Genomic DNA, 3,174 nt, shown 5'->3' with positions numbered 1-3,174 from the left:
GGCGCCCGGACGGGCGAAGGCGCCGGCCGGCCCCGCGGGGTGGGCGCCCGGGCGGGTGCCCGGGCGCGTGCCGGGACGGAGCGCGCCCACGGGCGGCCGGGCGGGGGCAGGGCGCACGGTCAGGGGTCCGCGCACGGCGGGCCGCTGCGCCGTGAGCGCGATGATCTTGGGGATGAGGTTGTCGGCGACCTGCCGCATGGACTCCTGGACGCTGCCGACGTTGGCGGGCTTCGTCACGTAGTCCGTGGCACCCGAGGACAGGGCCTCGAGGGTGGCGGTCGCGCCGCGCTCGGTCAGGGTCGAGAACATGATGATCGGCATGCGGTGGCCGGAGGCGCGCAGCGCCTTCACGGCGGCGATGCCGTCCATGTCGGGCATCTCGACGTCCATGGTCACGAGGTCGGGGCCGAGCTGCTCGACCTTCGACTGCGCGAGACGGCCGTTCGACGCGGTGCCGACGACCTCGATCTCGGGGCTCGTGGCCAGCACGTCGGTGACCAGCCGGCGGACGACGACCGAGTCGTCGACCACCAGCACGCGGATGCGGGTCACGGGACCTCCGGTCGGGGTGACGCCCGGGGTCCGGGCGCGGGTGCGGTCGTGCGGGTCGTGCGGGTCGTGCGGGGCGTGCGCGTGGTGCGGTCGTGCGGTGGTGCCTCCTCTCTCATCGGCCGGCCCGGCGCGGCCTGGAGCGTTCCGGGCCACCGGCTCGGAGCGGTTCGGACCGGCTCGGACCGGGCCGGACCGGGCCCGACCGGCGCGGTGGTGCCGTGCGGCGGAGTACCCCGGGGACGACGACGCCCCGACGCCGGCAGGGGGCCGGCGCCGGGGCGCGTGTCGTGCGGGTGGGGTGGGTGGGGCGGACGGGCAGGTGGTGCGGGTCGTGCGGGTCGGGCACGGGGGCGACGACCGTCAGGCCGCGGCCTCCGCGGCCTGGTCGACGTCGAGGACGAGCAGCAGGCGGTTCTCGAGCTTGTGCGCCCCGAGGATGACCTGCCGCATGGGCCCGGTGAGGGTGTCCGGCGGCGCCTCGAAGGAGGACGGCCCGACCTCGACGACCTCGCCGATCTCGTCGACGAGCAGGGAGACGGGCTCCCCGTCGACCTGGACGACGACCATCATCGGCTCCTGGCCGTCGGCCCGGCCGCCCATCTCCAGCCGCGTGCGCAGGTCGACCGTGAGGACGACCTGGCCGCGCAGGTTCACCAGGCCGGCGACGGTGGCCGGGGCCAGCGGGACGCGCGTGCGGGTGTGGGAGCGCAGGACCTCCTGCACGCGGGTGACGTCGACCCCGTACAGGTTGGGGCCCAGGGTGAAGGTGACGTACTGGCTCATCACAGGGCTCCTGCGAGCTCGTAGCGGTCGGCGCCGAGGACGGCGTCGTAGAAGTTGGCGTCCGCGGCGAGGATCGCCTGGCGCACGTCGAGCAGCTCCGTGACGCGGCCGCCGAGCACCGTGGAGCCGAGCAGGCCGGCGTCCTCGATGTCGGAGTGGCGGGCCACCACGTCGTCGACGATGTCGACGATCTCGTGGACGACGAGGCCCACGCTGCGGCTGCCGTGGCTGTAGACGATGACGAGCAGCTCGCCCGCCTCCTCCTCGCCGTAGGCCCCGAGGATCCGGTCCAGGCGCGCCAGGGGCAGGATCGTCCCGCGGTACTGCACGACCTCGCGGCCGCCGACGAGCTCGACGTCCTCGAGCTTGACGTGCTCGAGGCGGGCCACCGACGCGAGCGGCATGGCCACCCGCCGCCCGCCGCCGATGCCGGCGACGAGCACCTGCTCGACCTCGCTGGACTGCGCGGCGGCCTCGACCGCGCGGCGCTGGGCCTCGTCGGCCAGGGCGTCCGCCTCCCCCGCCAGGCTGCGGCGCGCGATGGACTGGACGTCGAGGATGAGGGCCACCCGGCCGTCGCCGAGCACCGTGGCGCCGGCGTAGATGCCGACGGCCTTCAGGCGCGCGGACAGCGGCTTGACGACGATCTCCTCCGTGGACAGGACCTTGTCGACGAGGAGCCCGAAGCGGCGCCCCTCCGCCTGCATGACGGCGACGACCGCGCCGTCCTGGGGCTCGCCGTCCTCCGTGCGGGACGGCTCCACGCCGAGCACCGCGGACAGCGACACGAGCGGCAGGAGCTCCCCGCGCAGGCGGTAGACCGGCGAGGAGTGGACGAACTCGATGCCCGACTGGTCGCGCTGCCCGTCGATGGCGACGAGCTCGAGGAGGTTCACCTGCGGCACGGCGTAGACGTCGCCGGAGCACACGACCGTCAGCGTCGGCATGATGGCCAGCGTCAGCGGGATGCGCAGGCGCCAGACCGTGCCCTGGCCGAGCTTCGACTCGAGCTCGACGGTGCCGCCGACGGCCTCGATCTTCGTGCGGACGACGTCCATGCCCACGCCGCGGCCCGACACCTTGGTGACGGCCTCGGCGGTGGAGAAGCCGGGCAGGAAGAGCAGGTTGAGCAGGTCGGCCTGGGACGCGCCGGCGAGCTGCTCCGCGGTGCGCAGGCCCTTGCGGAGGGCGGTCGAAGCGACCCGCTCCGGGTCGATGCCCTTGCCGTCGTCGGCGACCTCCACCACGACCTGGCCGCCCGCGTGGTAGGCACGCAGGGCCAGGGTGCCCTTCGAGCCCTTGCCGGCGGCGACGCGGTCCTCGGGGGACTCGATGCCGTGGTCGACCGCGTTGCGGACGAGGTGGGTCAGCGGGTCCTTGACGGCCTCGAGCAGGCCGCGGTCGAGCTCGGTGTCGCCGCCGACCATCTCGAGCTGCACCTCGCGGTGGCAGGCCGCGGCGAGGTCGCGGACGATGCGCGGCATCTTGGACCACACGTGCTCGATGGGCTGCATGCGCGTCTTCATGACGCCCTCCTGCAGCTCGCCGGCGATGAGGTTGAGCCGCTGCGCCGAGCGCGTGAGCTCCGGCTCGTCCGTGCTCTGGGCGAGACGGCTGATCTGGTTGCGCGCCAGCACGAGCTCGCCGACCTGCCGCATGAGCGCGTCGAGCACCTCGACGTCCACGCGGATCGACGTCTCGGCGGCGCCGCGCAGGCCGGGGCCCTGCTCCTCGACGGCGCCGTCGGCCGGGCCACCCGTCGGGCGCTTCGCGGCGGGGGCGGCCGGGGCCGGGGCGGCGTCGGCGGGCGCGGAGCGCTGCGCCGGCAGGGCCGGGCCA

The 3,174-nt window shown here is 75.0% G+C and carries 3 protein-coding genes; all 3 read right to left on the bottom strand.

All coding sequences use genetic code 11. The annotated features are described in order from the left end of the window. Positions 1-552: response regulator (locus EJA20_RS18285; protein ID WP_129339928.1), on the bottom strand; the 552-nt coding region annotated here is incomplete at its 3' end. A 360-nt stretch (positions 553-912) separates the two neighbouring features. Continuing rightward, positions 913-1,335, bottom strand: a complete 423-nt coding sequence (locus tag EJA20_RS18280) for a chemotaxis protein CheW (protein ID WP_129339927.1) — start codon at positions 1,333-1,335, stop codon at positions 913-915. Beyond that, positions 1,335-3,174: chemotaxis protein CheA (locus EJA20_RS18275; protein WP_164984067.1), on the bottom strand; the 1,840-nt coding region annotated here is incomplete at its 5' end. The genes EJA20_RS18280 and EJA20_RS18275, both read right to left, overlap by 1 nt.

It is taken from the genome of Cellulomonas endophytica (assembly GCF_004123805.1).
In the GTDB taxonomy this organism is placed as follows: domain Bacteria; phylum Actinomycetota; class Actinomycetes; order Actinomycetales; family Cellulomonadaceae; genus Cellulomonas; species Cellulomonas endophytica.
Note: the sequence above shows the minus strand (reverse complement) of the source record. Positions and strands in the feature narration are given on the sequence as shown.